Here is a 25440-nt window from a genome sequence, read left to right as displayed (position 1 = left end):
CCTACGAGCGAACCAGACGGTCGAGCCGAGAGCAAGACATTGAAAAACATGAATACTCATCGCTAGGCTCCTGGCACCCCTCCTCCCGGAATGGAGTCAGCGATGACCTCACGACTCAATCGGCTCGCGGTCGCGTTCCTCGCGACGGCACTCGCCACCCTCGGCGTCACGGTCGCCAACCCCGCGCCCGCGTCCGCCGCCATGACCATCTGCTACAACACCAGCCAGGCGGGCAGCTACGCCAGCGTCGCCAACCAGGCCGCCTCGATCTGGAACAACGCCACGGTCAACCTGACGCTCTCCGCCAACTGCGGCTCCAACCTGCGGATCTACCGGATCACCGGCGGCGGCTCGTACGCCGTGCGAACCAGCCTCGGCAACGGCCGGGTCTACATCGACACCCAGCAGGCCGCCCAGTACAGCGTGCTACGGATCATGACGCACGAGATCGGGCACATCCTCGGCCTGCCGGACAACTACAACGGAAACTGCGCGCTGCTGATGTCCGGCGGCAGCGCCGGCACCAGCTGCACCAACCCGTACCCGAGCACCGCCGAGGCGAGCCGGGTCAGCAACCTCTTCGCCGGCACGTTCAGCGCCACCGACCGCAGCGCGGACGTCTTCCGCGACAGCTGGCCGAGCGCGCTCACCCCGGTGAGCTGACCGACCTGGCAGGTGGAAGGGGCCGGCGCACGCGCCGGCCCCTTCGTCGCGTCCTCAGCTCGGCAACGGCGTCAACCGGGTACGCGGGCCGGCCCGCAGCACACCGGACGGCAGCTTCTTGCCGAGCAACTCCTCCGCCAACTCCGCCACCTCGATGAGCGCCGCCAGGTCGATGCCGGTGTCGATGCCCATGTCGTGCAGCATGTGCACGGCCTCCTCGGTAGCCAGGTTGCCGCTCGCCCCCGGCGCGTACGGGCAGCCACCCAGGCCGCCAACGCTGGCGTCGAACTCGGTCACCCCCAGCTCCAGCGCGGTCAACAGGTTGGCCAGCGCCGTACCCCGGGTGTTGTGGAAGTGCAGCAGCACCGGCACGTGCGCGTTGCGGTCGCGTACCGCTGTCAACAGCTCGCGGACCCGGCGTGGGGTGCCCATGCCGGTGGTGTCGCCGAACGCGACCCGGTCCGCGCCGTCGCGGACCACCCGGTCCACGATCCCCGCCACCCGCTGCGGGTCGATGTCCCCCTCGTACGGGCAGCCGAAGCTGGTCGCCACGATCACCTCGACCCGCGCCGACGCACCGTGCAGCAGGTCGATCAGCTCGGCGATGTCGTCAAGCGACTCGTCGGTGGACCGGTTGACGTTGCGCCGGTTGTGCGTGTCGCTGGCCGAGACCACCACCTCGATCTCGGTGAATCCGGCGGCGAGGGCCCGCTGGGCGCCCCGGGTGTTCGGCACCAGCGCGGAGTACCGCACCCCGTCGGCCTTCACCGCCCGCTGCCACACCTCGTCGGCGTCGGCCATCTGCGGAATCGCCCTGGGGTGCACGAACGACACCGCCTCGATGCGCCGTACGCCGGTGCCGGAGAGGGCGTCGAGCAGCCGCACCTTGGCGTCGGTCGGGATCGGGTCCTCGTTCTGCAACCCGTCCCGCGGCCCAACCTCACGAATGGAGACGGAATCTGGCAGTTGACTCATCGGTCACCTCGCTGTGACGTCGGATCGGGACAGCATGTCGGCCGCTTTGCTCTGCTGCCCTATGCGCGACGGTAACTGTCCGTCACCGAATAACCGCTGGCGCGTATAGGTAAGCAGAGCAAAGGGCGCGCGAACCAGTCTTGCCTCCCCGCCGGCACGACTGTCGACGGCCTGGCCGGTCAGCGCATGCGGGAGACGATTCCCGTGTCGTAGGCACCGGAGAGGAACTCGTCGTTGGTCAGCAGCTCGGCGAAGAAGGGGACGTTGTTCTTCGGGCCCTCGATCTGGAAGGCCGCGACGGCTGCCTTCGCGCGATCGAGCGCCTCGTCGCGGGTCGCGCCGCTGACGATCAGCTTGGCCAGCAGGCTGTCGTAGAACGGAGTGACCGTGTTGCCGTCGGTGTAGCCGGAGTCCACCCGGACACCCTCGCCCGTCGGCTCGACCCACGTCCTGATCACACCGGGACCGGGCAGGAAGCGCTTCGGGTCCTCCGCGTTGATCCGCATCTCGATGGCGTGTCCACGCGGAGTCAACGCGTCCGGGTCGAACGTCGGCGCCAACCCGGAGGCCACCCGCAACTGCTCCTCGACCAGGTCGACGCCGTAGACGTACTCGGTCACCGGGTGCTCCACCTGCAACCGCGTGTTCATCTCCAGGAAGAAGAACTCGTTCGTCTCAGGTTCGAGCAGGCACTCCACGGTGCCCGCGTTGCGGTAGTCGACCGCCTCGCCGGCCCGCACCGCCGCGGCCAGGAGCCGGGACCGCAGCTCCGGCGAGACCGCCGGCGACGGGGACTCCTCCACCAGCTTCTGGTTGCGCCGCTGCACCGAGCACTCCCGCTCGCCGAGCGCCACCACCCGGCCATCGGCCAGGCCGAGGATCTGCACCTCGACGTGCCGTACCCGGGGAAAGTACCGCTCGATCAACACCGAACCGTCGCCGAACATCCGCTCGGCGAACGCGCGCACCTTGTCGTACTCGGTGCGCAGCGCGGCCTCGTCGGCGGCCACGCCCATGCCCATGCCGCCACCGCCAGCGGCGGCCTTGACCATCACCGGGTAGCCGATCTCGGCGGCGGCCGTCACCGCCGCGCCCAGGTCGGCGGCCGGGTCGGTGGTGCCGGGCGCGACCGGAACACCGGCCGCCGCCATCAGGTTCCGGGCGTTGATCTTGTCGCCCATCGCGGTGATCGCGTCCGCGCCCGGTCCGACCCAGATCAGGCCGCTCGCCTCGACGGTGCGGGCGAAGTCGGCGTTCTCCGACAGAAAGCCGTACCCGGGGTGGATGGCCTGCGCACCGGTCTTCTTCGCGGCGGCGAGGATCGCCTCGGTGTTGCGGTAGCTCAGCGCCGGGTTCGGCGGGCCGATGAGGACCGCCTCGTCCGCCTCCGCGACGAACGGCAGGTCGGCGTCGGCCTCCGAGTGCACAGCGATCGCGCGGATGCCGAGCCGCTTGGCGGTCCGGATGATCCGGCGGGCGATCTCGCCCCGATTGGCGACCAGCAGAGACTCGATCATGTTTCCTCCCGGCGTCCGGATGGTGGGACGATGTCAGGGAATCATGACCGACACGGTTCTGACGAGTCGGCTCAGGCGAGCAGCGCGGCCAGGGTCGCGCCGCGCAGCAACTCGGCCCGGCGTCGCCGGTCCACCTCACCACCGAGGAACGGCGTCGAGTTCATCAGACCGAACGCGGCGTGCGCCAGCACCCGCGCCTCACCGTCGGGCATCCCCGGGTGCAGCGCGGTGAGCACCGTCACCCACTCCTCGACGTAGAGCCGTTGCAGGCGACGGATCCGCCGCCGCGGCTCCTCGGGCAGGCGGTCCAGCTCGTGCAGGTGCAACGCGATCACCGCCGGGTTGGCCAGCGCGAACTCGACGTGGAAGTCGATCAGCGACTCCAGCACTCCGCGCGGGTCGTCCGAGCGCCCGGCGGCGCGTTCCCGCCCGCCGGCCAGCAACCCCTCACTGACCGGGATCAGCGCGGCGGCCAGCATCGCCTCCTTGCCGGCGAAGTGGTGGTAGAGCGCCGGACCGGTGACCCCGGCGGCGGCGCCGATGTCGTCCATCGACACGCCGTGGTAGCCACGCGCCGCGAACAGACCTACCGCGATCTCCAGGATCTCGTCCTTGCGGGACCTGCGCCGGCCCGCACCCGCCGCACCCCGTGCCTGCTGCTCCACCGTCACCGGGCAAGCCTAGACCGCGAGGAGCCCGCGATGGTTGCCGGTCAGATCCGCCCACCCCGGGCCGGGCCGCCCCTGACCTGGCCAGGGGCGGCCAGCGAGGGTCAGTCGTCCTGGTCCAGGTCGTGCTCAGCACGTAACGCGGCAGCCTCCGTGGGCCGATCGAGCAGATCCAGCGCCCGAGCCAGCAGCCAGGCAGTCTGGCGGACCTGCCGCGATCCGGCCGGCAGCCCACCGACCACGCGGCGCAGCAGCGGTTCCGCCTCGGCCGGCCGGTCCAGGCGCAGCAGCAACTCACCGATGAGGGCCTCCACCTGGGCGGCCTCGCCGAACGCCTCGATCGACCGCAACCGGTCCGGCACCCCGGTGAGCCGACCCAGCGCCTCGTCCAGCCGTTCCTCCCCGGTGAGAACCCGCGCTCCGGCCTCGGCCGCCATCGCCAGCTCGTACGTCACCTGCGGCTCGGCCTGCCCGGCCAGCTTCGCCGCCAACCCGTCCACCACCTCGACGGCACGCAACGCCGCGTCCCGGTCGTCGGCCCAGAACCAGGCGTACGCCTCCCGTCGGCGCGCGCGCAGCTCGTCCACCGGCAGGTCACCGAGCCGGTACGCCTCGGCGGCGGCGACGAACCGCTCACCCGCCGCCGCGTCCCGGTCGGCGTCGTAGAGGATCCCGCCGGCCTCCTCCAGCACCTGCGCCCGGTGCGGAAGGTTGTCCGGCCCATCCAGGTTGCTGGCCAGCTGCTGCAACAGGGCCAACGCCGCGTCGGTCTCACCAAGCCCGGCGTAGACGCCGGCCAGCAGGTGCCGGCAGCGGTCGGCCTCCGCCTGGGCGCCCAACCGATCCAGACCGAGGATGGCCTCCTCGGCGACCTCGGCGGCCTCGGCGAGCCGGCCCACGATCCGGTACGCGTTCGCCAGCTCCCACCGCAGGAACGCGTCCCCCTCGGCGCCCCGCTCCACGCACAGCGTCACCGCCTCGACGAAGTCGTCCACCGCGTCGACGGCCCGGCCGGCCGACAACAACGCGCGGGCGCGAGCGACCCGGACCGGCAACTCCGCCTCCACCGGTGCCGCCTCCAACGCCTCGTCGCAGGCGGCCACCGCGTCCGCAGGATCGTCGACCAGCCGCGCGTAGGCCAGGCACGCGCCAGTGACCAGCTCGTCGACGCCCAACTCCCGACCGATCCGGCGTGCCTCGTCGACGGCGGCGCGGGCCTCCTCGACGCGGTCGGATTCCTCCAGCAGGTGCCCCCGGTGCAGCGCGATCCGCGCCGCCAGGTGCCGGTCGCCGCCCGCGTCGGCCGGCGCCCGGTCGAGCGCGGCGAGCGCGTCCGCCCACCGCTCGCGGTACAGCAGCGTCAACGCCACCCGCTCGTGTCCGGCCGTCCGCTGCCGGGCGTCGCCGAGCCGATCCAGGACCTCGGCCGCCTCTCGGGCCAGCCGTAGCCCTTCCTCGCTGTCCTCGTCGGAGCGGGTCAACAGCACACCGAGCCGCCCGGCGACCGTCTGGGCGGGCACCTCCGCGCCCGCCTCCCGGTACAACTCCAGCGCAGCCCGGTTCAGCGTGATCGCACCCTCGATGTCGTTTTCCTCGCCACGCTCCGACGCCCGCAGCGCCAGCCGGTGCGCGGCAGTGCGGGCGGGCAGCTCGGCGGAGCCGAACCGGTCGTCGAAGGCGGCCAGCGCCGCCCGGAAGGTGGCCCGGTCGTGCCGACCCCAACCCTGCTCCGCGAGGTCCAGCAGATCGTCCGGGCCGGCGTCGGCGGGCACGGTAACGGCGGGTCGTTCACCCTCACCGGGTCGCACGCGACCGGTAGAAGACGCCGGTGTGCCCGGCCCGGCGACCGGTTCGCCCCCGACCGGGCGGGCCGGGCGGCGGCGGACGCTCGCCGACAACGGCACATGGTCCCCGCTCGCCTGCACGGCGAGCCGACGGGCAACCCACTCCGACTGGTGGCTGGTGCCGTTACGGGCGTCGAAGCGGGCGGCCAGGCCGGTGGCGGTCTCGGCCAGCTCGTCCGCCAACGACGCCGCCGACACCTCAGCGGCCGGCCGGCCCTCGGCGGCCCGGCGGTACACGCTCGACGCGCCGGCCTGACGCAGCGCCGCGGCAGCCGCCGCCGCGAAGTGCATGGCGGCGGCCGGCGACGGCGGCCGGTCCAGCCAGTCCAGGTGCCGCTCGACCAGTTCCACCGCCCGCGCCTCGTTGCCGGTCAACGTGCAGAACTCGACGTGGTCGCCGATGTCCCACAGGTTGGCGAGGTTGCCGCGCAGCCGGCGGTACGCCTCCCGGTGCGCGTCCCGCGCCTCCTCGGCCCGCCCGGTCCGCAGGTACGGCAGGAGCAGCGCGGTGAGGATCGACTGCGGCTGCTCGTTGCAGTTGAGCCGGCCGGCGAGCACCGGCTCGGCCAGCTCCACCGCCTCCACGTCCCGCCCGGTGTCGGCGAGGTGTCCCACCTGGCTCGTGGGGTCACAACCGGCGCAGTCGGACAGGGCGTCGCGCGGGGTGGTCTGCCAGAGCCGGTACCAGTGCGCCGCGGCCTCGGCGTCGCCCACGTGGTCGGCGACCCGGAACCGGTGCTTGTGCACGGCCTGCAGGCTGTGCCCGCCAGCCCGGTAGCGGCGTTCCATGTCGTCCAGCACGGCGTACGTGCGGTCGAGCGGCACCTCCGGGAAGTTCAGCAGGCCGTTGATCATGTACTTGAAGTGCCAGAGCAGGTTGTGCAGGTGACGCTGGTGGTACGGCTGCGGGTCACTGTCGAACTCGGACAGACACCAGGAGAAGGTCACGAAGGACTTCGCCGGCTCGCCGCCGTAGATGTAGCCGGTGGTGGCCTGCATCCGGGTGACGAACGCGAGGTGCCTGTCGTCGGCGGCGTCCACCCGGCGCAGCAGCTGCTCCAGGGCGGCGATCTGCCCCGCCCCGTACGGCATGTCGGAGATGCCGCGCAGCACCCGCCACAGATCCTCGTCGCTCATGCTCACTCCCGTCCCGGAACAGCCCGGCCGAGCAGGCCGAGGAAGGAATCGTTCAGCAGCGCCGCGTCGGCGGCGCGGATCGGATGGTGGCCGAGCAGCAGCGCCTGCCCGTACAGCGCCTCGACGGCGAGCCCCACCAACTCCGGGTCGCCCAGCATGGTTACCCGGCGGACCAGCGGGTTGCGGTGGTTGAGCACCAGCTGCGGGCGGTCCGGCGGGGCGGTGGCGGCGAGCGCGTCGAGCACACCGCCCCACAGCTCGTCAGCCCGGTCCCGGCTGGCCGCGAGCTGGTCGTTGAACGCCGCCGAGCGGCTGACCAGGTAGAGCGCGGGCAGCGAGACCGGGTCGTACGCCCGGATGACCACCTCGCAGCCGGACCGCTCGACGGCCCGCTGCGCCGCCGCGAGGAACTGTCGCAGCGCCAACTCCACCTGCGGGTCGAGCGCGTCGAAGCGGGTGGTGAGGTCGCTCGGCTCCAGCCGCTCGATCAGCACCGAGCGGTCCACCACCGGCAGCCGCTCGATCAACTCGGTGTCGTACGTGTATCCGGCGTTGACCACCGCCAGGTCCTGCGCGGCGGCCACCGCGGCGAGCTGACGGAACTCGTCGAGACTCGCCGCGTAGCGGACCACGCCGTAGCGCTCCCGGAACTCGGCGAGGGTGAGCGTGCCGACGTTGGTGTCCATCGGCCACCACCTGTCGACCAGCCGGAGCATCTCGTCGTCGTGCAACGCCAGGGCCTTCACGCCGAGGTGGTGCACCTGGAGGAACTCGGCCAGCCGGTGCGGGTCGTGCCGGGCCAGCCGGACCAGCCAGCCGCGCACCTGGTCGCCGAGCGCCTCCCGGGTCGCCGTCAGCAGGGTGTCCTCGTAGAGGGCCTCCCGGCTGGCGGTCGGGCGCAGCTCGGTCGCGTCCACCACGCAGTGCGCGAAGAACGCCCACTCCGGCAGCAGCCCGTCGGCGTTCTCGGTGAGCAGCATCCGCTTGAGGTAGACGCGGTGCCCCGCCCGGGCCGCCGGGTTCACCGGGGTCGGCAGGATGACGGCGACACCGGTCAGCCCGGCCTCCGGCACGGCCAGCGGCAGGACGTCGAACGGGTCCACGCCGAGCGTCTCCCGGGCGTACCGGATCAACGCCGCGCGGTCCACCGGCGCACCCGGCGTGGTCGGCCAGGGCGGCTCCCCGGTGGTGGTGACGACGTCGCCGACGCGGACGGTGACCGGCAGCAGCGCGCCGAAGAGGCGGGCCAGGTCGGTGACGGTCGGGGTGGTGAACCACTGGTCCGCGTCACGGCGCGGCACCAGGGTGACAGTGGTGCCCGGTTCGGCGCGGGCCTCCTCCGGCGGGGCCACAGTCACGGCGTAACGGCCGTCGGCGTACCCGGTCCAGCGAACCGTGGGGTCGTCGCCGTGCCGGGTGAGCACCTGGATCTCGTCGGCCACCAGGAAGCAGGAGAGCAGGCCGATGCCGAACTGGCCGAGGAACTCGTGCCGGGAGAAGCCCAGCTCGTCGCGCTTCGAGCTGCGGCCGATGGTGGCCAACAGCTCGTGCACCTGCGCCTCGGTCAGGCCGATGCCGGTGTCGTGCACCCGTAGCGTGCCGTCGCCGGTGCTGTCCGGGGGTTCGATGCGTACCAGCGCCGGCGCGTCCGGCTCGACCCGGCGTCGGGCGGTGATCGCGTCCACCGCGTTCTGGAGCAGTTCGCGGACGTAGACCCGCGGGCTGCCGTAGAGGTGATGACTGAGCAGGTCGACCACGCCACGTAGGTCGACCTGGAAAGTGTGGTCCACGCCTGATGTCTCCCCGGTCCCGATGCCGGCGCTCACCGTACCCATGATCACCGACAGGCGCGGTCCCCTTTTCGCCCGGCGGCTTGACCCTCGACCGGGTCGAACCGGCACGGTCGCCGGCATGACTTCCTCCGCTCTGGGCCGGGACTTCCGGCTCCTGTGGTCCGCGGCCGTCTCGTCCCGGTTCGGGGACGCGCTGCGTACCCCGGCACTGGCCCTGTTGGCCGCGGCCGTGACCCGCGACCCGCGGATCATCGCGGCGGTCACGGTGGCCGGGCAGGTGCCGCCGCTGCTGTTCGGCCTGCTCGGCGGCGTGTACGCGGACCGGTGGGACCGCCGTCGGACGATGGCGGTGGTCGACGGGGTACGCGCGGCAGTGGTGGCGGCGCTGGCCGTTGTGGTCGCGCTCGACCGGGTCAATGTCCTGGTGTTGCTGGCGGCGGCGTTCCTGCTCGCCACCCTTGGCACTCTCTTCGACTCCGCCTCGTTCGCGCTGCTCCCCGCGCTGGTGCCGCCGGACGCGTTGCCCCGGGCGAACGGTCGGCTCCAGGCGGGGTCGGCGGTGGCGGGTGGCTTCCTCGGAGCGCCCGCCGCAGGTGTCCTGTTCGCCGTCGCCCCGGCCCTCCCGTTCGCCCTCGACGCCCTCACCTTCGCGGCAGCCGCCCTGCTGGTGCTGGCCCTCGGTCCGCCTCCCGCCATCACCACAGGGATGGAACGGCGGCGCGGCTCGGTGTGGAGCGAGATCGTCGAGGGGCTGCGCTGGCTGCGGGCGCACCGGACCCTGTGGCGGGTCACAGTGCTCACCGCCGCGAGCAACCTGGCGATCAGCGGAATCATGGCGGTGCTGGTGCTCTACGCGCTGGACGTGCTGCGGGTGCCGCCGGCCGGGTACGGGCTGTTCGCCGCCGCGGCCATCGTCGGGGGCGTGGTGGGGGCGCTCGGGGCGGGTCGGCTCGCCGCCTGGCTCGGTACGGTGCCGGCGCTGCGTGCGGTGCTGGCCGTGGAGACCGTGGCGCTGACCGGCTTCGCGCTGGCTCGGCATCCGGTGTCGGGCGGGATCGCGCTGGCCGTCTTCGCCGCCGGCACCGTGGTGTGGAACAGCCTGTGGGCGTCGTACGGGCAGCGGCAGGTGCCGGGCGAACTGCTGGGTCGGGTCGGTGCGGCCCAGCGGATGGTCGGTCTGCTCACCGCACCGCTCGGGGCGGCGCTCGCCGGGTTGGCCGCCTCGGCGTACGGCACGGTGCCGGTGACGGGCGCGGCGGCGGGGACGTTCGCGCTGGTCACCTTCGCCGCGTGGCGGACACTGCGGCCGGTCGCCCCCGCCGTGTTTAGCCCCGTGGCCTAACCCGGCGTCGGCTCCCGGTGCGACAGCCCGGACAGGCGCAGCGCGATGCGTCGACGGGCCGGTGGGACGGCGCCGAGCAGCCGGAGCAGCACGTCCCGGGCGGGGCGACGAGCCGGGGAGACGCTGGCCAACCTGGTCAGCCCGGCGGCGAAGCTCAGCACGTCCTCGGCCATCGGCCGCTGCCGGGCGGTGTAGTCGTCGAGCAGCGTCTTCGGGCCACCGTCGAGCACGTCCGCCACTGCGGTGCCGAGCGCGACGGCGTCGCAGATGCCGAGGTTCATGCCCTGCCCGCCGGCGGGGCTGTGCACGTGCCCGGCGTCGCCGGCCAGCAGCACCGGACCGGCTCGGAAGGTGTCGGCGATCCGGTGGTGCACCCGGAATCGGGAGCCCCAGAGCACCTCGGTCACCCGGTCGGGTCGTCGCGCCGGGCCGCGTTCGTCGAGCAGCGCCTGGAGGTAGGCGGCGTCCGGTTCGGCGGGGGCGGTCGCCACGGCGGCGACCAACCGGACCACCCCGCCGGGGAGGGGCGCCCAGACCAGCGGTCCGGAGCGGGCGAGGAAGAGCGCCGCCTCGTCGCGGGGCAGCACGCTGCGCACCCGCACGTCGGCGAGCACGAAGGACTCCTCGTCGCTGCTGCCGGTGAAGCCGATGCCGGCCAACTGCCGGACAGTGCTGTGCAGGCCGTCGGCACCGACCACGAATCGGGCGCGCAGCGCCTCGTCGTCCACCTGCGCGAGCATGCCGTCACCGGCGCGGCTCAGCCCGGTGAGCTGGCGTGACCGTCGTAGCTGGACACCGAGTTCGGCCAACTTCTCGGTGAGCACGGCCTCGGTGACCGCCTGGGAGACCAGCAGCGCGTAGGGGAAGCGGGACGGTAGCTCATGGAACGGCACCGACAGCAGCACCCTGTCCCGGTCGCGCACTGTGAAGCGCGGCGTCCGCACCGCCTGGGCGATCAGCGGCGCCGCGGCGTCGATCCGGTCCAGCACCTCCAGTGTGTACGCGTGCACGACGGCGGCGCGGGAGGTCGTCGGCGGCGCGGCCAACCGGTCCAGCACTGTCACCTCGACTCCGCGCCGGGCCAGTGTCAACGCGGTGGCGAGACCGGTGGGGCCGGCGCCCACCACTAGGACGTCGGTGTTCGTGGGCAGCATGGCCACCTCCAACAGACCGTTGCCAACACCTGTTGGCAAACACTTGTTGGCAACGCTAAGGCCCTGTTGATTGCGTGTCAACGGGTGTTGGCATACGGTCGTTGGCATGACCCCGTCCGACCAGTCGACCCAGCCCCGCCGCTCCGACGCCACCCGGGCGGCGATCCTGCGAGCGGCCCGGGAACGGTTCGCGGCGGACGGCTACGAGCGCGCCACGATCCGGGCCATCGCCGCCGACGCCCAGATCGACCCGTCGATGGTCATGCGCTACTACGGCAGCAAGGAGGGGCTCTTCGCGGCGGCGGCAGAGTTCGACCTACGCCTGCCCGACCTGACCTCGGTGCCGCCCGCCCACCTCGGTGAGGCGCTGGTCCGGCACTTCCTCGCCCGTTGGGAGGGCGACGAGACGCTGGTGGCGCTGCTGCGCGCCGCCAGCACCAACCCCGGCGCGGCCGAACGCATGCGAGGCATCTTCGCCGACCAGCTCACCGCCGCCGTGGCCACGTTCAACGGCGACCCGGCGCTGACCGCCCAACGAGCCGGCCTGGTGGCCAGTCAGATCCTCGGCCTCGCCTTCACCCGGTACATCGTCCGCCTGCCGCCCATGGTGGACACCACCCCGGACGAGCTGGTCTCCTGGATCGCGCCGACCCTTCAGCGCTATCTGACCGGAACGCCACCGAGCTGACCCAACCTTTTCCCCCCTCCCGTGCGTCTGCCAGATGACGCGTACACCGCGACGGCCGGGAGGGGGACGGATGGCGCCGACGAGAGACGACGGACGCGACGGCTACCTCGCCTTCGTGGAGAACCACCAGCACCGGCTGCTCCGCGCGGCCTACCTGATCTGCGGCAACCGGCACCAGGCCGAGGACCTCCTGCAGGACGCGCTGCTGAAGCTGGCGCTGCGCTGGTCCTCGGTCCGCGACGGCGACCCCTCCGCGTACGTGCGGGCCATCCTCTACCGGGACTCGGTGTCGTGGTGGCGTCGTCGACGGCGGGAATGGCTCAGCGCCGCTCCGCCGGACCAGGTGGCCCACGACCGGGACGGCGCGCTACGACTGACGATGCATGACGCGCTGGGCCTCCTGCCACCACGGCAGCGGGCCGTGCTGGTGTTGCGCTACTACGAGGACCTGACCGAGGTCGCCACCGCCGAGGCGCTCGGGGTGACCGTCGGCACCGTGAAGAGCCAGTGCCACGCGGCGCTGCGCCGACTCCGCGAGGTCGCTCCGGACCTCGCCCGCGATGCCCGACCGAGCCAGGGCTCGGCCGATCTGGCCAGCGGTCTGGAGGTGAACCCGTGAACGAGCAGGATCTGCGTCGACTGCTGACCATCAGCGCCGAGGACGTGCTGCCCAGCCAGCCCGCCACCGCCGGATGGGAGCGGGCTCGACGTACCCGGCGAACCCGGCGGTCCGTCGGATGGGTCGCCCTGGCGGTGGTGCTGGTCGGTGGTGGCACGGTGGCGGCACTGCGACCTCCCGCCGATCCAGCGCCGGTCCCTCCGGTCGGCCCCACGGTGACCCCGACCGTCGACCCCACCCACGCGGGTCCGGTGCAGAAACCGCCCGCCGAGCTGACCTTCCCGCCCGATCCGTTGGCCAAGCTCGGCGATCCGGCGACAGTGCCGCTCTCCGAGCGACCCGTCCAGCGGGCGCTGGCGCTGTTCCAGCCCTTGGACGAGGAGTATCACGCGAACGGCCCGGTCCGGGTGCTCGGCAACGACGGAGTGGTACGCAGCCTCGACGTGGTGACGCTGGCACCGACCCGGGACGCGAGCGGCAACGAGGCGCCCGCCGTGAAGCCGGGAGTGCTGTCGCCGGACGGCCGGTCGGCGGCGTTCGCGCAGACCAAAGAGCTGATCATGGTCGACCTCACCACGGCGGCCGTCCGCCGGATACCGCTCGACGGCTACCTGGAGCTGGTGGTGTGGGCGCACGACCGGGTGCTGGTCGGGGGCGACGACCGGACGTACGCGGTGGACCGGGTCACCGGGGCGGCCAGCACGATCGACGTGTCGACCTGGGAGCTGATCGCACCCGACCCGGCCGCCGGCCGCGAGGCCCCGTTGATCGACGTGTACGGCGAACGGACCAGCCTGAAGTTGCGCAGCCGGACCGCCCGGGAGGGCGAACTCCGCTCCGAACAGCCAATAAACGCCTCGGGGATGCCCTCGCCCTACCAGGTCAACGAGTTCTACGGCCGAGGCTGGCTGCACGGCGAACGGCTGGCCCGGGCGGCCTGGATCACCAACAGCGAGATCGACGGCGCCGAGGGGGCGGCAGTGCTGGACGCGCGGACCGGCGCCGTGCTCCACCTGCTCGACCTGGGCCGGGACCGCAGCAAGGGCTGCTGCGAGGTGCTGGGCTGGGACAACAAGGGCGCGGTGCTGCTCCGACTGGAACCGGCTGCCCTGGCCCGCTGGCACCCGGAGACCGGCGAGATCACCGGCATCGTCCGCGAGCTGCGCGGCGTGTTCTCGCTCGCTAGCTGACGAGGATCGGGTCGACTCGGGTTCCTTGATATCGCGGTGTCCCAGCTAGAGGGACGGCCCGACATCAGGGAACCCGAGTCGATCACACGAGGATCTGGTCAGGCGGCCAGGCCGCCGGGTTGGTCACCCTTGACGACTGGTGCCCGGACCAGGTTGCCCCATTCGGTCCACGAGCCGTCGTAGTTGCGCACCTGCGGGTAGCCCAGCAGGTGCCGCAGCACGAACCAGGTGTGGCTGGACCGCTCCCCGATCCGGCAGTACGCGATCACGTCGTCGTCGGGGCTCAGCCCGAGCTGGTCGGCGTAGATCGCCTTCAGCTCGTCGGCGGACTTGAACGTGCCGTCCTCGTTGGCGGCGGACTTCCACGGCTTGCTGACCGCGCCCGGGATGTGCCCACCTCGCAGCGCACCCTCCTGCGGGTAGTCCGGCATGTGCAGCGTCTCGCCGGTGTACTCGCTCGGCGACCGGACGTCGACAAGTGGCCGGCCGGAGGCGACGTGCGCCATGACCTGCTCACGGAAGGCCCGCAGCGGCGCGTCGTCACGGAGCGGCACCGGATAGTCGGCGCGCGGACGAGCCGGCTTGTCGCGGGTCACCTCGCGCCCCTCGGCGATCCACTTCTGCCGGCCACCGTCGAGCAGTCGCACGTCGGCGTGGCCGAACAGCGAGAAGACCCAGAGGGCGTACGCGGCCCACCAGTTGAAGTTGTCGCCGTAGAAGACGACAGTGTCACCCCGGCCGATGCCCTTCGCGGCACACAGCTCGGCGAAGCTCGTGGCGTCCAGGTAGTCCCGGGTGACCTGATCGTTCAGCTCCAGGTGCCAGTCGACCTTGACGGCACCGGGAATGTGACCGGATTCGTAGAGCAGCACGTCCTCGTCGGACTCGACGACGACGAGACCCTCGTCGCCCAGATGCTCGGCCAGCCACTCGGTGGTGACCAGCCGCTGCGGGTCCGCGTACGACTGGAGGCGGGGATCGGGATCGTTCGGCACAGACATGATCCCCAAGGTACGCCGGATCGCCCCCCACGACCGCTGTAACGGGGCCGGCCCACCACCCGCACGGGATGGTGGGCCGGCCGGCCGGTGGCTGGGTTACTGATCGCCGGCCTGAGCCGGGGTGCTCGGCGGCAGGTTGCCGACGAAGAAGATGAAGGACGCCGAAGTCGACTGGGTGCCGTTCCGGTCGATGCTTGAAACGGTGAGCATGGTCAGCCCGGCCTTCGTCGGCGTCCAGGTCACCGACGCGGTGCCGTCGGCCGCCGCGGCCACGGTGCTGGTCACCGTGTTGAAGCGATAGCTGTAACTGACCACGTCAGGCTGGCGTGGGGTGAAGGTGAAGACTCCGGGAACGCCCGGCCCCCCACTGGTGGCGCCCTGCCGATAGACAGTTGCGGTTATCTTCGGGGCGGTCGACAGCGCGAAGGTGCTCGTCGTGGTGGCGGTCACGCCGTCGGCGGTCACGCTGGTCACGGAGAGCGTCCGGTTGCCACCCCGGGTGGCGGTGACGGTCAGCGTGGCGGTGCCGTCGGCTGCGGCCTCCACCGTCTGCTCGGGGTCGCCGTCCAGCTGGAACCTGTAGCGGACCACCCCTGGCATCTGCGGCTGCACAGTGAACGTGGTCGGCACGCCGATCTCGGTGAGTCTGCCGGTGACGATCGGTGCGACGTCGCTGGCCCGGAATTCGTACCGCGCCTCGGGCGACCTGTTTCCGGCCGCGTCAAGGCTCTGCACCACGACGGTGCCGGGTCCCGCATCCGGGTGGAGCGTGACAGTGGCCGAGCCACCGGGCCGGTCGGCCGACACCGTGTGGACGCCGTCGCTGCCGAGCAGCTCGTACCGGAAGCCGACCGCGTCCGGGGTCGCCGCGGCGTCGAAGGTGAACTGACCGGGCAGCGCCGGGTGCCAGCCCTCGACGGGGAAGTCTGTGGAGGTGACGACCGGGGCGACCTCCGGGCCCTGGAAGTCGGTCCGGAGATGGCAGAGGCCGCTCCACTCGCCGGTCGCCTGGCTGTCCGTCGCCCGGACCTGCCACGCGTACACCCGGTCGTGCGTGAGCGTTTCCCGTTCGAAGAGGGCGCTCTCCCGATCGCCCTCACGGCCGTTGAACCCGAACCGCTCGATCCGGGCCGTCGGCTCGTCGACCGGCCAGAGCGCGAAGGTCGCGGTCAACAGGTCGGTGCCACCGGTCTCGTCGACGTCCGGGTCGTGCAGGACGGCGGAGAGCGCCAGGTCGTCGTTCTGCCACAACTGGTACGGCTCGGCCGTCGTGCACGGCTCGCCGGAGGTTTGCAACTCGGTCGGCGCACCCGGCGGCTGGTTGTCGCCGACGGAGAGCGCGTCGTCAGCTGCGGCCGGCGCGGCAGTGAGTGTGAGCGCCCCGGCGGCGACCGCGACGGAAAGCCCCATGGCCAGCAGTGCCCGGACCGGTCCTGCGGATGTCGTCGTGCCAGGTATGAGGGTCATCCCTCATCCACCTTTCCCCGATGTCCCCGCGTTCCGATCAGCGGGGGCAGGGGATGCTATCGAGGGCGGCGGACATCGGGCGACCCCGATTCGACAGACAAACTCCACAGTGGAGACGATTGGGCCTGTTCAGGCGCGGCGGTGGACGATCCGACCGGCGACCACTGTCACCAGGCAGGTGCCGTCGACGTCGTGCACCGCGAGGTCGGCCCGCCCGTCCGGACGTAGCGTCGGCGCCACGGCGGTGGGCAGCACCAGTAGGTCGCTGCGCTCGGCGGCGGCCCGCAGCGCCGGGTCGGCCAGGTGCTCCGCCAACACGGCGGTCACCCCGGTGCGCAGCAGCGCGTGCACCCGTTCGCGCGGGGTGGGCGCGGGCGGCAGCGGACCGTCGTGCAGCAGGCCCGGCCCCAGCGTGCCGGGCCAGCGGCGAACCCGAGCGCCGGCGTACCCCGAAGTCAGCTCGGCCAGCGGGCCGACGGCTTCGATCCGGTCGCCACTGACCAGCACGGCCTGTTCCGGCGCCGGCTCGCCGTCCCGCTCGCGGCGCAGCAGGGGCGCGGTGTGCAGGGTGAGCACGCTCAGTCGACGAGCGGGCCGAGTTGCGGACGCTTCGCCGTCACCGTGTCGCCGGACGACCGACCGGTCAGCCGCCGCTTCACCCAGGGAGCGAGGTGCTGACCGGCCCACCGCAGGTCGGCGGCGCGGGCGGCCAACCAGGGCGACGGTGCCGGGTGCGGCGGGACCATCAGCCACTCCTCGTCGCAACCAACCCCGAGGGCGTTCAACACCTGCCCAGCGACCCGCCGGTGGCCGGCCGGGGAGAGGTGCAACCGGTCGGTGCTCCAGAGCATCGGGTTGAGGAACGTGTCGTCGGCGTACAGGTCGACCATGATGGCGCCGTGCCGCTCGGCGGTCTCGCCGACCGCCTGGTTGAGCAACTGCACCCGGGGGGCGACGAGGCGTTGACCGGGCAGTCGGGCCATCACGTCCGCGAACCGGAAGAGGAGCACGTCCGCGCCACCCGAGCGCAGTTGCCGGACCACCTCGTCGAAGCGGGCGACCAGCGTGTCCGGGTCGAAGGTGCGCCGCAGCACGTCGTTGCCACCGGCCGCGAAGCTGATCAGATCCGGCTTCATCGCCACCGCGGAGGGCACCTGCTCGGCGACCACGCTGGGGAAGAGCCGGCCTCGGATGGCCAGGTTGGCGTAGCGGAAGTCGGGCCCCGCGTCGGCGGCGAGCCGGGTCGCCACCAGGTCCGCCCAACCCCGGAAGGTGCCGTCCGGGTACGCGTCGTCCATACCCTCGGTGAAGCTGTCCCCGACCGCGACAAAACTGCGCCAGCGCACCCGCGCCTCCCTCACGCCACTCGTTGCCTGCGGCGACCAGTCTGTCACCGCAGGCGCTGCGGACGGTGCCCCGATCCGGCGACGTGGCGGAGGTCATTGGCGGGCCGGATCGTCCGGTGCAATCGCGAGGTTGGGCCCCCGCCCGGTCGACCCTGCAACGGCGCCGATGGTTGCCGGCGTCGGGTCCGGTTCGGATCGAAATGGATCGCTCATCCTGCCGGACCGGCCGTAGGCTGCCCGGATGCTGCTACGCATGTCGACCCTGTTGCTGCGGACCCTGCGCGAGGATCCGGCGGACGCGGAGGTGCCGAGCCATCGGCTGCTGCTGCGCGCCGGCTACATCCGTCGTGCCGCACCGGGCGGCTACACTTGGCTGCCGCTGGGCAAGCTGGTGCTGGATCGGATCACCGAGGTGGTGCGGGGCGAGCTGATCGCGATCGGCGACCAGGAGGTGCACTTCCCGGCGCTGCTGCCCGCCGAGCCGTACCGGACCAGCGGCCGGTGGACGGAGTACGGCGACGACATCTTCACCCTCGCCGACCGGCGCGGCGCCGAGCACCTGTTGGCGCCCACCCACGAGGAGATGGCGGCGCTGCTGGTCAAGGATCTGTTCACCTCGTACCGGGACTTCCCGGTGACCCTGTTCCAGGTGCAGACGAAGTTCCGCGACGAGGCGCGTCCGCGTGCCGGGCTGCTGCGCGGCCGGGAGTTCCTGATGAAGGACGCGTACTCCTTCGACCTGGACGAGGCGGGGCTGCAGGACGCGTACGCACGGCATCGCGCCGCGTACCAGCGGATCTTCGACCGGTTGGGGTTGGACTACTCGGTGGTGCGGGCGATGTCCGGCGCGATGGGCGGTTCCGCGTCGGAGGAGTTCCTGGCGGCGACGCCGGTCGGCGAGGACACCTTCGTCGGCTGCACCTCCTGCGCCTACGCGGCAAACACCGAGGCGGTGGCCACCCGGGTGCCGAGCGCCGGTGACCCGAGCAGCCAGCCCGCCGCCGAGGTGCATGACACTCCGGAGACCCCCACGATCGCGAGCCTGGTGGAGTTGGCCAACGCGCGCCGGTTGGGCGGTCGGGACGGCTGGACCGCCGCCGACACCCTGAAGAATGTCGTGCTGTCCGTCCGCCAGCCGGGCGTCGACCGGGCCGAGCCCCTGGTGATCGGGCTGCCCGGTGACCGGGAGGTCGACCTGAAGCGGGTCGGTGCCGCGCTGCACCCCGCGCAGGTGACCGTCTTCGAGGAGTGGGCAGACCATCCGGAGTTGGTTCGCGGTTACATCGGGCCGCAACTGCTCGACAAGCTGGGCATCCGTTATCTGGTCGATCCTCGGGTGGTGACCGGGTCAGCCTGGCTGACCGGGGCGAACGAGCCCGGCCGACACGCGACCGACGTGGTGTGCGGACGGGACTTCACCCCCGACGGCACCATCGAGGCTGCCGACGTGCGCGCCGGTGACCCCTGCCCCGACTGTGCGGCGGGCGAGCTGACCATCCGGCGGGGCATCGAGATCGGGCACATCTTCCAGCTCGGTCGCCGCTTCACCGACGCCTTCGCTGTCGACGTGCTCGGGCCGGCCGGCAAGCCGGTCCGGCCGACAATGGGCTGCTACGGCATCGGAGTCTCCCGGGCGGTGGCGGCCGTCGCCGAGCAGCACCACGACGACCGGGGCCTGGTCTGGCCGGCGGCGATCGCGCCGTGTGACGTACACCTGGTGGTTGCGGGCAAGGGTCCGCAGCTCGACGCGGCGCTGGAGCTCGGCGGGCGTCTCGCCGCCGCCGGCCTGCGGGTGCTTGTCGACGACCGCACGCACGTCTCGGCCGGGGTCAAGTTCACCGACGCCGAGCTGATCGGCATCCCCCGGGCCGTCGTGGTCGGCCGCCGGCTCGCCGAGGGGTACGTCGAGCTGCGCGAGCGGGCCGGCGACGGGCGCACCGAGCTGCGGGTGGACGGTCTGGTGGAGCGACTCGTCCACGAGGTACGCCAGGAACGTGCGAGCCTGGTGTAGCGGCGGCGTCACGGGGTAGTGCAGTTGGATCGGGTGGAAACGTCTTCGGAGGCTCTCATGACCGGTTACCGGGTCAGTGACGTGATGACCAAGCAGGTCGTGTACCTGCCGGCCGAGACCACCCTGGACGAGGCTGCCAGGGTGATGAAGGAGGCCGACATCGGTGACGTGGTGGTCACCGACGGCGCCAGCCTCGCCGGCATGCTCACCGACCGGGACATCGTGGTGCGGGCCGTGGCGGAGAACAGCTCCCCGGCGGCCACCACCATCGGCTCGATCGTCACCCGCGAGGTCGTCATGATCGAACAGCACTGCACGGCGAGTGAGGCGGCGGCGCTCATGCGGGACCGGGGCATCCGACGGGTGCTCGTTTGTGACAGTGACCGCAAGCTGGTGGGGATCGTCTCCCTCGGCGACCTGGCCATGCAGCTCGACCCCACCAGCGCGCTCAGCGAGATCAGCGAGCAGTCGCCCACCGTCTGACCGGGGCCCCCGGGCGGCGGCGGTAGCCTCGACGCATGGCTGACATGCCGGCCCGACTGGCCGAGATCGTCGACGAGTTCGCCGCCGCGCCGCGCGACCTGGTGCTGGAGTTGCTCCTGGAGTATTCGGACGTGCTCCCGGCGCTGCCGGCGGGCACCGCGGAGCGCGAGGGCATGGAGCAGGTGCCCGAGTGTCAGACAGCGTTCTTCCTACGCGCCCGGGTGACCCCGGAAGGCACAGTGGAGACGCTCTTCGACTGCCCGCCGGAGGCGCCCACCACCCGGGCGTTCGCCGGGATCCTCGCCGAAGGGCTGGCGGGCGCGAGCGCCGAGCAGGTGCTGGCCGTGCCGGACGACCTCTACCAGCGCATGGGGCTGGCGCAGGCGATCAGCCCCCTGCGGATCCGCGGCGGCACGGCGATCCTGGGCCGTCTCAAGCGGCAGATCCGGGAACAACTCGGCTGACCACGAGGTTGCCACCGATCATGGAGATCGAGATCTACGCGGACGTCATCTGCCCGTGGTGCTACATCGGCAAGCGCCGCCTGGATGAGGCCCTCGCCAGCTACGAGGGCGAGGTGACGGTCCGCTACCGACCGTTCCAGCTCGACCCGTCGCCGGTGCCGCAGCCGCTTCCGCTGGTGCAGGCGCTGGCCGGCAAGTTCGGCGGCCCGGAGCGCGCCCGGCAGATGGTCGACCACGTGATCCAGGTCGCAGCGGCGGACGGCCTGCGGCTCGACTACGACCGCGCGGTGATCGCCAACACCTTCGAGGCGCACCGGCTGGTCGCCTGGGCGACCGAGCAGGGCAGGGCGGCCGACATGGTGGAGGCGCTCTACCAGGCGCACTTCAACCACGGGGTCGACGTCGGGTCGCGGGAGGCGCTGGCCACCCTGGCCGGTGAGATCGGCCTGGACGCGGCCGACGCGCGCCGGTTCCTCGACTCCGACGAGCGCGTAGCCGACGTCGCCGCCGACCTGGCCGCTGCCCGGGACCTGGGCATCACCAGCGTGCCGACCTTCGTGCTGGCCGGGAAGTACGCGGTCTCCGGCGCCCAGGAGGTGCAGACGTTGCTCGCCGCGCTCGCCGAGGTCGAGCAGCGCGAATCCGCAGCACACTCACACTGAGTCACCGACCGCCGGGCGTCCGGCATCGATGATCACGATGTTTCACGTGCAACAACATCGATACCGATGCCTGGTCAGGCCGGCCTGGCCAGCCCTTCGACCACCTGCGCTCCCGGCAGCGCGCCCAACGCCGGCCCCGGCAGCGCGATCTTGCTGTGCCGTACGCCGGACCCGACGATCACGTGCGGTGTGGCGACGACCCGCGCGTCCACGAGGATCGGCCACTGGGCCGGCAGCCCGATCGGGGTGATGCCGCCGTACTCCATGCCGGTCAACTCCACAGCGTCGGCCATCGGCGCGAAGCTCGCCTTGCGGACGTCCAACGCCCGGCGGGCCACCCCGTTCACGTCGGCCCGGGTGGTGGCCAGGACGATGCAGGCCGCGTAGCGGACCACGCCCTCGCGCTTGCCCGCCACCACGACACAGTTGGCCGACACGTCCAGCCCCACCTCGTACGCCGCGCAGAACGCCGCGGTGTCGGCGAGGTCGGCGTCGATCGGCGCGACCAGCACGTCGTTGACGTCCACCGGCGCTTCCGCCGGCCACTGCGCGATGGCCTCCGCGACCGGCGGGGCGAGCAGATCCAGGCGGGCGCGGGCCGGTTCGGTCTTCAGCGTTCCCATCACGGGTGCGATCCTCGCATCCGCCACGCTGAACCGCCCGGCGGCTCCCCGGGCCCCCGGCGACGACACCGGCCCGGGCCGGATCGATCCGGTGCTCAACTGCCGGCGAGGAAGGCGTTGTCGCGCATGAAGGAGCGGTCGCGGGCAGCCGCCAACTCCTCTTCGCGCTGGGCCTTGGCCCGTTGCAGCTCCAGATCCTCGAAGGCGTGCCGGACACCCAGCCGGATCACGCCGTAGAGGAAGACGAAGCCGAAGACGTAGAGGATCACCGTGGTGACGACAGCGAACATGACGTTACGGTAAGACGAACGTGAACCGTTGTTGCTCTCATTTCCGGCCGGTTCCCCCGTACGTGTCGGCCAGGTGGTCGGCAAAGGTGCGCACGCCCCGGGGCAGCGCCTCGGTGGTCAGACCACCGGCCCGCAGCTCGCGACCGAGTCGGCCGGGAATCCGCACCGGCAGCAACGGTCGGCGCGAGCCCCGGGCCGACCGCCACGCCCGGACGGCCTCGTCGAAGCGGAGCACCTGCGGCCCACCCAGCTCCTCGATGCCGCCCAACGGGCCGGCGACCAGTCGGGCCGCCAGCCGCGCCGCCACCTCGCCCGGGTCGACCGGTTGGGCGAGCACAGCCCGGTCCCCGATCACCGGGCCCAGCCGCGCGCTGGCCGTCAGCAGGTCGTCCAGGAACTGGGGAAACTGGGTGGCCCGCAGCACCGACCACGGCACCGCACCGGCAGCGATCACCTGCTCGGCGGCGAGCTTGTGGCGGTAGTACGGGATCGGCACCCGATCAACCCCGACGATCGAGATGTAGACGATGTGCCGCACCCCGGCCGCGCCGGCGGCCACCACCAGTCGGCGGGTGCCCAACACGTCCACCTGGTAGGTCTGCCGACCCCGAGGCGCGGACGCCAGGTGCAGCACGGCGTCCACCCCGGTCACCGCCCTGGTCAACCCGTCTCCGGTGGTCAGGTCGCTAACCACCCATTCCACGTCCGAGCCGGCGGGCGGACGGCGGCTGGTGGCCCGGACGCTGATCCCGTCGTCGCGCAACCGGCCCAGCACCGCCCGGCCCAGACTGCCGGACGCCCCGGTGATCAGAACCTTCATCTCGTCCTCCCACTCGCTTGACCTGAGCTTGACGAAACGGCACGGCATCCCGTGACGGCGTGCGGCGGCTCACCCCGACCGGATCAGGTCCAAGACGGTCAGCAACGCGAAGAACGCGATCACGAGCTCGTTGACGATCCAGGCGTGCCCCTCGGCCCATTCCCGCATCCGGGTCAGCACCCGGGCCGCCCTGTTCCCGAGCAGCAGCAACGCCAGCAGGGGCAGCGCGAGCAGGAGCACTGTGACCAACACGAACGGCACCAGGTGCCACCACGGCAGATCGTGTCGGGCCACACTCGCCCCGACGGTGGCCATGGTCAGGTCGTCGGTGGGCGTCGCCACGAAGAGCAGCGCACCCAGCCGCAGCGCCTGCGGCGCACCGGCGTGCTCGATGCTCCCCAGCCAGCGCGGCGGTCCGGAGCGGTCCCGGCGTACCCAGATCAGCACGGCCAGGATCACCAGCAGGGCCAGCACCACCAGGTCGATGGCGGGGCCGCGGTCGACCTTCCCGGCGACGGCGCTGGCGTCGGCGGCCACTCCGCCAACCAGCCGGGTCAACAACCAGGTCACCGTCACCCCGGCGGCGACCACCAGCCCCGCACCGGCGAGGAAGCCCAGCGACGCCGCCCGGGGCCGATCCGACGAGGCCAGGAAGACCGCCACCACCAACTGCGTCCCGGCGACCATGACCACGGCGAGCGGCAGCACGGTCAGGAAGTTCATCGCCCGCCATCCTTCCGGCACGAGCGGGTGGGACGCTGCCGAATCCGCGGATCACCCGGTGGGCCGCGCACCTCCGCCCACCACGACCCGTCCGGCCAGCAGCGCCCCGAGCAACGCCAGTCCCGCTGTCACCACGAGCGTCGTCGTGTAGCTGGCCGGGCCCGGCGCACTTCCCGCCGCCAACACGGCCCCGGTCAGCGCGAGCACCGTCGCCGCGAAGAGGGAGTCGCTCAGTTGCAGTGACGAGCTGTTGCGACCCTGCTCACCCGGTGCGGACAACTCCAGGGTGAGCACCGACAACGACGGATAGAGCAGCCCCATGCCCAGACCGGCGATCGCCCAACCGACCACGGCGACGGCCACCGGCAGCTCGGGCCGGACGGCCAGCGCCACAGTGGCGGTGCCGACAGTGATGCAGCTCAGCCCGGCACGCGGCAGGCTGGCCCGCGACGCCGGCACCGGAATGCGGCCCTGCAACCAGGAGCCCGCCGACCAGGCCAGCGCGCCGACAGTGAGGACCAGGCCGGCAGCGGTCGGCGAGAGGCCCCGTTCCCGGGAGAGCATCAGCGGGATGACCACCTCGGCGCCGACGAAGGCCGCCGACGCCAGGCCACGCAACCCCACCACGGTGGCCAACCCTCGCGCGGCCCGGAGGAACCCGGCCGGCAGCAGGCGCGGAGCACAGACCAGCAGGCCGATCACGGCGAACCCGACCAGCACCAGGGCGGTGGCGCCGCGCTGCTGTCCCCCGATGTGCAGCAGTGCGGCACTCACCGCGGCCCCGCACGCCCAACCGATCCGCGCGGCCGCACCGGCCGGCGGGCTCGTCGCCGCACTTCGGGCCAGCGACCGCAGGCCGGGATGGATCAGCAGCACCGCCGGCACGGCCACCGCCGGCACCGCCAGGAAGACCCACCGCCAGCCCAGGTACTGCACGATGAGGCCGGCAACCGCCGGCCCGACCAGCGACGGTACGACCCACGCCGCCGCGAACGCCGCGAAGATCCGCCGGTGCAGTTCCTGCGGGTACGCGTGCCCGACGATCACGTAGAGCGCCACCGAGAGCAGCCCGGAGCCGAAACCCTGCACGACCCGCCCGACGACAAGCGCGCTCATCACAGGGGCGGTCCCGGCGATCAGCAACCCGACCACGAACCAGGCGACGCCGTGCCACATCGGCCCCCGCGGACCCCGTGCATCGCACCAGATGCCGGAGACCACCATGGCCAGCACACCGGTGGCGAACGGGCCACCGAACGCGATCCCGTAGAGCGCCAGCCCGTCCAGGCTGCGCGCGACGGTCGGCATCGCCGTACCGACCGCCAACGCCTCGAACGCGAGGAGTGAGATCAACGCGACGCTGCCCACCGTCATCGCGCGCAACCGGGGTGCGAAGAGTCCCGGTGGGGCGGGTGCGGTGGTGACGGTTGTGCTCGGCATCGACCGAGCATGCGACTTCAACCCGGATTCAGGTCAACCGTCCGGTGACGCGGCTCTCGTCACGCGTCCTGCAGCGCCTCCCCGACGCCGCGCACCAATCCGGAAAAATGCTGGTCTGCCAGCAGGTGGCCGGCGGTGATCACCACGGCGATCGGCCACTCGATGACCTGTAGCGCGGCGAGCACCCCGAGCCCGGCGTAGTAGGCCACCTTGTCCGGTGGCGGCACCGCCACCTCGCCCAGCATCGGCAGTTGCACCCGCCGGTTGTACATCGTGACGTTCTCCCGTGAACCGTTGAGATGTCGCGTCAGCGTGCTCATGCCGGCCTCCCCGTGTCCGGTGATGCTCGTCGGTTTCCACGGCCCACCCCGTCCATGCGCCAGCGACTGCGGAAAATTCCGCCACCCAGGGGGCATAACGGATGGCAGGTCGGGAAGCCAGGCCGCCGGACGTGAGCGCGGTGGGAGGACGACATGGCCAAGGTCAGGACACGCGGCAACAGGGAGCCGGGCCGGCGCCC

25 protein-coding genes are annotated in these 25440 nt (G+C 72.1%); 9 read left to right on the top strand and 16 right to left on the bottom strand.

Translation table 11 applies throughout. The features are described 5' to 3' along the window. Nucleotides 1-102: 102 nt before the first annotated feature. Nucleotides 103-663, top strand: coding sequence for a snapalysin family zinc-dependent metalloprotease (locus IW249_RS09520; RefSeq protein WP_196920402.1), 561 nt, complete (start codon nt 103-105; stop codon nt 661-663). 54 nt (nt 664-717) lie between these two features. On the opposite strand, the gene IW249_RS09515 is transcribed toward IW249_RS09520, so the two are convergent. The 5 genes from IW249_RS09515 to IW249_RS09495 all read right to left on the bottom strand — a co-directional run bounded on the left by IW249_RS09515 (nt 718) and on the right by IW249_RS09495 (nt 8594). After that, entirely contained in the window at nt 718-1638 is a 921-nt protein-coding gene (locus IW249_RS09515) for a hydroxymethylglutaryl-CoA lyase (RefSeq protein ID WP_196920401.1), read from the bottom strand. A gap of 179 nt (nt 1639-1817) precedes the next feature. Further along, nucleotides 1818-3155, bottom strand: coding sequence for an acetyl-CoA carboxylase biotin carboxylase subunit (locus IW249_RS09510; RefSeq protein WP_196920400.1), 1338 nt, complete (start codon nt 3153-3155; stop codon nt 1818-1820). A gap of 71 nt (nt 3156-3226) precedes the next feature. Next, a complete protein-coding gene (locus IW249_RS09505; protein ID WP_030331931.1) occupies nt 3227-3826 on the bottom strand; it encodes a TetR/AcrR family transcriptional regulator in 600 nt (199 codons plus the stop codon). Nucleotides 3827-3927: 101 nt separating this feature from the next. Continuing rightward, the gene (locus IW249_RS09500) at nt 3928-6804 is read right to left on the bottom strand and encodes a hypothetical protein (RefSeq protein WP_196920399.1); all 2877 of its coding nucleotides are present in this window, start codon (nt 6802-6804) and stop codon (nt 3928-3930) included. Nucleotides 6805-6806: 2 nt separating this feature from the next. Then, nucleotides 6807-8594: an HSP90 family protein gene (locus IW249_RS09495; protein ID WP_196920398.1), complete on the bottom strand. Its 1788-nt coding sequence runs from the start codon at nt 8592-8594 to the stop codon at nt 6807-6809. Nucleotides 8595-8715: 121 nt separating this feature from the next. Here IW249_RS09495 and IW249_RS09490 point away from each other — a divergent pair, with 121 nt between their 5' ends. After that, complete coding sequence (locus IW249_RS09490; RefSeq protein ID WP_196920397.1) at nt 8716-9939, top strand: MFS transporter; 1224 nt, start codon at nt 8716-8718, stop codon at nt 9937-9939. On the opposite strand, the gene IW249_RS09485 is transcribed toward IW249_RS09490, so the two are convergent. Beyond that, nucleotides 9936-11132 (bottom strand): FAD-dependent oxidoreductase, encoded by a 1197-nt coding sequence (locus tag IW249_RS09485; RefSeq protein WP_231392464.1) that lies wholly within the window; start codon nt 11130-11132, stop codon nt 9936-9938. The two genes, IW249_RS09490 and IW249_RS09485, sit on opposite strands and share 4 nt — an antisense overlap. Nucleotides 11133-11199: 67 nt before the next feature. Here IW249_RS09485 and IW249_RS09480 point away from each other — a divergent pair, with 67 nt between their 5' ends. From IW249_RS09480 to IW249_RS09470, 3 genes are all read left to right on the top strand, one after another. Next, nucleotides 11200-11781: a TetR/AcrR family transcriptional regulator gene (locus IW249_RS09480; RefSeq protein ID WP_196920396.1), complete on the top strand. Its 582-nt coding sequence runs from the start codon at nt 11200-11202 to the stop codon at nt 11779-11781. Nucleotides 11782-11851: 70 nt separating this feature from the next. Continuing rightward, nucleotides 11852-12400 (top strand): SigE family RNA polymerase sigma factor, encoded by a 549-nt coding sequence (locus IW249_RS09475; protein WP_145791953.1) that lies wholly within the window; start codon nt 11852-11854, stop codon nt 12398-12400. Continuing rightward, complete coding sequence (locus IW249_RS09470) at nt 12397-13590, top strand: hypothetical protein (RefSeq protein ID WP_196920395.1); 1194 nt, start codon at nt 12397-12399, stop codon at nt 13588-13590. Before IW249_RS09475 ends, IW249_RS09470 begins: the two co-directional genes overlap by 4 nt. Nucleotides 13591-13688: 98 nt before the next feature. Here IW249_RS09470 and IW249_RS09465 read toward each other — a convergent pair whose 3' ends face one another. The 4 genes from IW249_RS09465 to IW249_RS09450 all read right to left on the bottom strand — a co-directional run bounded on the left by IW249_RS09465 (nt 13689) and on the right by IW249_RS09450 (nt 17404). Then, complete coding sequence (locus IW249_RS09465; RefSeq protein ID WP_196920394.1) at nt 13689-14591, bottom strand: sulfurtransferase; 903 nt, start codon at nt 14589-14591, stop codon at nt 13689-13691. Between the two features lie 96 nt (nt 14592-14687). Then, nucleotides 14688-16058: a gluzincin family metallopeptidase gene (locus tag IW249_RS09460; RefSeq protein WP_196920393.1), complete on the bottom strand. Its 1371-nt coding sequence runs from the start codon at nt 16056-16058 to the stop codon at nt 14688-14690. 129 nt (nt 16059-16187) lie between these two features. Continuing rightward, entirely contained in the window at nt 16188-16634 is a 447-nt protein-coding gene (locus IW249_RS09455) for an imidazolonepropionase-like domain-containing protein (protein WP_196920392.1), read from the bottom strand. A gap of 2 nt (nt 16635-16636) precedes the next feature. Further along, the gene (locus IW249_RS09450) at nt 16637-17404 is read right to left on the bottom strand and encodes an SGNH/GDSL hydrolase family protein (RefSeq protein ID WP_196924711.1); all 768 of its coding nucleotides are present in this window, start codon (nt 17402-17404) and stop codon (nt 16637-16639) included. Nucleotides 17405-17645: 241 nt separating this feature from the next. Between IW249_RS09450 and IW249_RS09445 the strand changes: the two genes are divergently transcribed. The 4 genes from IW249_RS09445 to IW249_RS09430 are packed head-to-tail and all read left to right on the top strand — an operon-like array spanning nt 17646 to nt 21024. Then, on the top strand, nt 17646-19415 hold the full coding sequence (locus tag IW249_RS09445; RefSeq protein WP_196920391.1) for a proline--tRNA ligase: 1770 nt from the start codon (nt 17646-17648) through the stop codon (nt 19413-19415). Nucleotides 19416-19472: 57 nt separating this feature from the next. Then, nucleotides 19473-19898 carry a CBS domain-containing protein gene (locus tag IW249_RS09440; protein WP_196920390.1) on the top strand — a complete coding sequence of 142 codons (426 nt, stop codon included), beginning with the start codon at nt 19473-19475 and terminating at the stop codon, nt 19896-19898. Between the two features lie 35 nt (nt 19899-19933). After that, a complete protein-coding gene (locus tag IW249_RS09435) occupies nt 19934-20362 on the top strand; it encodes a SufE family protein (protein ID WP_112678084.1) in 429 nt (142 codons plus the stop codon). 20 nt (nt 20363-20382) lie between these two features. After that, nucleotides 20383-21024, top strand: coding sequence for a DsbA family oxidoreductase (locus IW249_RS09430; protein WP_196920389.1), 642 nt, complete (start codon nt 20383-20385; stop codon nt 21022-21024). Between the two features lie 74 nt (nt 21025-21098). Here IW249_RS09430 and IW249_RS09425 read toward each other — a convergent pair whose 3' ends face one another. The 6 genes from IW249_RS09425 to IW249_RS09400 form a co-directional block, all read right to left on the bottom strand. Then, complete coding sequence (locus IW249_RS09425; protein WP_196920388.1) at nt 21099-21647, bottom strand: YbaK/EbsC family protein; 549 nt, start codon at nt 21645-21647, stop codon at nt 21099-21101. A gap of 95 nt (nt 21648-21742) precedes the next feature. After that, nucleotides 21743-21937, bottom strand: coding sequence for a hypothetical protein (locus IW249_RS09420; RefSeq protein WP_030331904.1), 195 nt, complete (start codon nt 21935-21937; stop codon nt 21743-21745). Nucleotides 21938-21974: 37 nt separating this feature from the next. Continuing rightward, nucleotides 21975-22757, bottom strand: coding sequence for an SDR family oxidoreductase (locus IW249_RS09415; protein ID WP_196920387.1), 783 nt, complete (start codon nt 22755-22757; stop codon nt 21975-21977). A 69-nt stretch (nt 22758-22826) separates the two neighbouring features. Next, nucleotides 22827-23480: a GAP family protein gene (locus IW249_RS09410; protein ID WP_196920386.1), complete on the bottom strand. Its 654-nt coding sequence runs from the start codon at nt 23478-23480 to the stop codon at nt 22827-22829. A gap of 51 nt (nt 23481-23531) precedes the next feature. Continuing rightward, complete coding sequence (locus tag IW249_RS09405; RefSeq protein WP_196920385.1) at nt 23532-24920, bottom strand: MFS transporter; 1389 nt, start codon at nt 24918-24920, stop codon at nt 23532-23534. A gap of 59 nt (nt 24921-24979) precedes the next feature. After that, the gene (locus IW249_RS09400) at nt 24980-25303 is read right to left on the bottom strand and encodes a hypothetical protein (RefSeq protein ID WP_372433034.1); all 324 of its coding nucleotides are present in this window, start codon (nt 25301-25303) and stop codon (nt 24980-24982) included. Between the last annotated feature and the right edge of the window lie 137 nt (nt 25304-25440).

Source organism: Micromonospora vinacea, from assembly GCF_015751785.1.
Taxonomy (GTDB): Bacteria; Actinomycetota; Actinomycetes; order Mycobacteriales; family Micromonosporaceae; genus Micromonospora; species Micromonospora vinacea.
This window is presented reverse-complemented; position numbering and strand designations above follow the sequence as displayed.

Coding starts and splice junctions, on each gene's coding strand:
- IW249_RS09520 (WP_196920402.1), top strand. CDS start 103: ATGACCTCACGACTCAATCGGCTCGCGGTCGCGTTCCTCGCGACGGCA.
- IW249_RS09515 (WP_196920401.1), bottom strand. CDS start 1,638: ATGAGTCAACTGCCAGATTCCGTCTCCATTCGTGAGGTTGGGCCGCGG.
- IW249_RS09510 (WP_196920400.1), bottom strand. CDS start 3,155: ATGATCGAGTCTCTGCTGGTCGCCAATCGGGGCGAGATCGCCCGCCGG.
- IW249_RS09500 (WP_196920399.1), bottom strand. CDS start 6,804: ATGAGCGACGAGGATCTGTGGCGGGTGCTGCGCGGCATCTCCGACATG.
- IW249_RS09490 (WP_196920397.1), top strand. CDS start 8,716: ATGACTTCCTCCGCTCTGGGCCGGGACTTCCGGCTCCTGTGGTCCGCG.
- IW249_RS09480 (WP_196920396.1), top strand. CDS start 11,200: ATGACCCCGTCCGACCAGTCGACCCAGCCCCGCCGCTCCGACGCCACC.
- IW249_RS09475 (WP_145791953.1), top strand. CDS start 11,852: ATGGCGCCGACGAGAGACGACGGACGCGACGGCTACCTCGCCTTCGTG.
- IW249_RS09465 (WP_196920394.1), bottom strand. CDS start 14,591: ATGTCTGTGCCGAACGATCCCGATCCCCGCCTCCAGTCGTACGCGGAC.
- IW249_RS09460 (WP_196920393.1), bottom strand. CDS start 16,058: ATGACCCTCATACCTGGCACGACGACATCCGCAGGACCGGTCCGGGCA.
- IW249_RS09445 (WP_196920391.1), top strand. CDS start 17,646: ATGCTGCTACGCATGTCGACCCTGTTGCTGCGGACCCTGCGCGAGGAT.
- IW249_RS09440 (WP_196920390.1), top strand. CDS start 19,473: ATGACCGGTTACCGGGTCAGTGACGTGATGACCAAGCAGGTCGTGTAC.
- IW249_RS09435 (WP_112678084.1), top strand. CDS start 19,934: ATGGCTGACATGCCGGCCCGACTGGCCGAGATCGTCGACGAGTTCGCC.
- IW249_RS09430 (WP_196920389.1), top strand. CDS start 20,383: ATGGAGATCGAGATCTACGCGGACGTCATCTGCCCGTGGTGCTACATC.
- IW249_RS09425 (WP_196920388.1), bottom strand. CDS start 21,647: ATGGGAACGCTGAAGACCGAACCGGCCCGCGCCCGCCTGGATCTGCTC.
- IW249_RS09420 (WP_030331904.1), bottom strand. CDS start 21,937: ATGTTCGCTGTCGTCACCACGGTGATCCTCTACGTCTTCGGCTTCGTC.
- IW249_RS09415 (WP_196920387.1), bottom strand. CDS start 22,757: ATGAAGGTTCTGATCACCGGGGCGTCCGGCAGTCTGGGCCGGGCGGTG.
- IW249_RS09410 (WP_196920386.1), bottom strand. CDS start 23,480: ATGAACTTCCTGACCGTGCTGCCGCTCGCCGTGGTCATGGTCGCCGGG.
- IW249_RS09405 (WP_196920385.1), bottom strand. CDS start 24,920: ATGCCGAGCACAACCGTCACCACCGCACCCGCCCCACCGGGACTCTTC.